The 299-nt window shown below is 47.8% G+C and carries 1 protein-coding gene; it reads left to right on the top strand.

The window, feature by feature from the left end; all coding sequences use genetic code 11:
- Positions 1-299, top strand: a 299-nt coding sequence (locus AC0QHF_RS13055; RefSeq protein WP_375341425.1) for a group II intron maturase-specific domain-containing protein, incomplete at both ends; no start/stop codon positions are given.

Here is a 299-nt window from a genome sequence, read left to right as displayed (position 1 = left end):
AGACTCAACCCCATCATCACCGGATGGGCAAGGTATTACTCGGGGGTAGTCTCCAAGGAGATTCTCAGCAAGCTAGACAACATACTCTGGCAACAACTGCGGGCATGGGTAGTATCACGATGCGGAAACGCCAAATATAAAACGCTCAGGAAATACTTCCGAACAGGAAAAGTGATACTGAGTAATGGGAAAGAAAGGAAGGAGAAGTGGATTTTCCAAACTAAGGATGGTCTACGACTGCAACAACATAACTGGACTCCCATTGTCTACCACACGCTGGTCAGACCGAACGCATCGAC

The organism is Lyngbya sp. CCY1209 (assembly GCF_055795065.1).
Note: the sequence above shows the minus strand (reverse complement) of the source record. Positions and strands in the feature narration are given on the sequence as shown.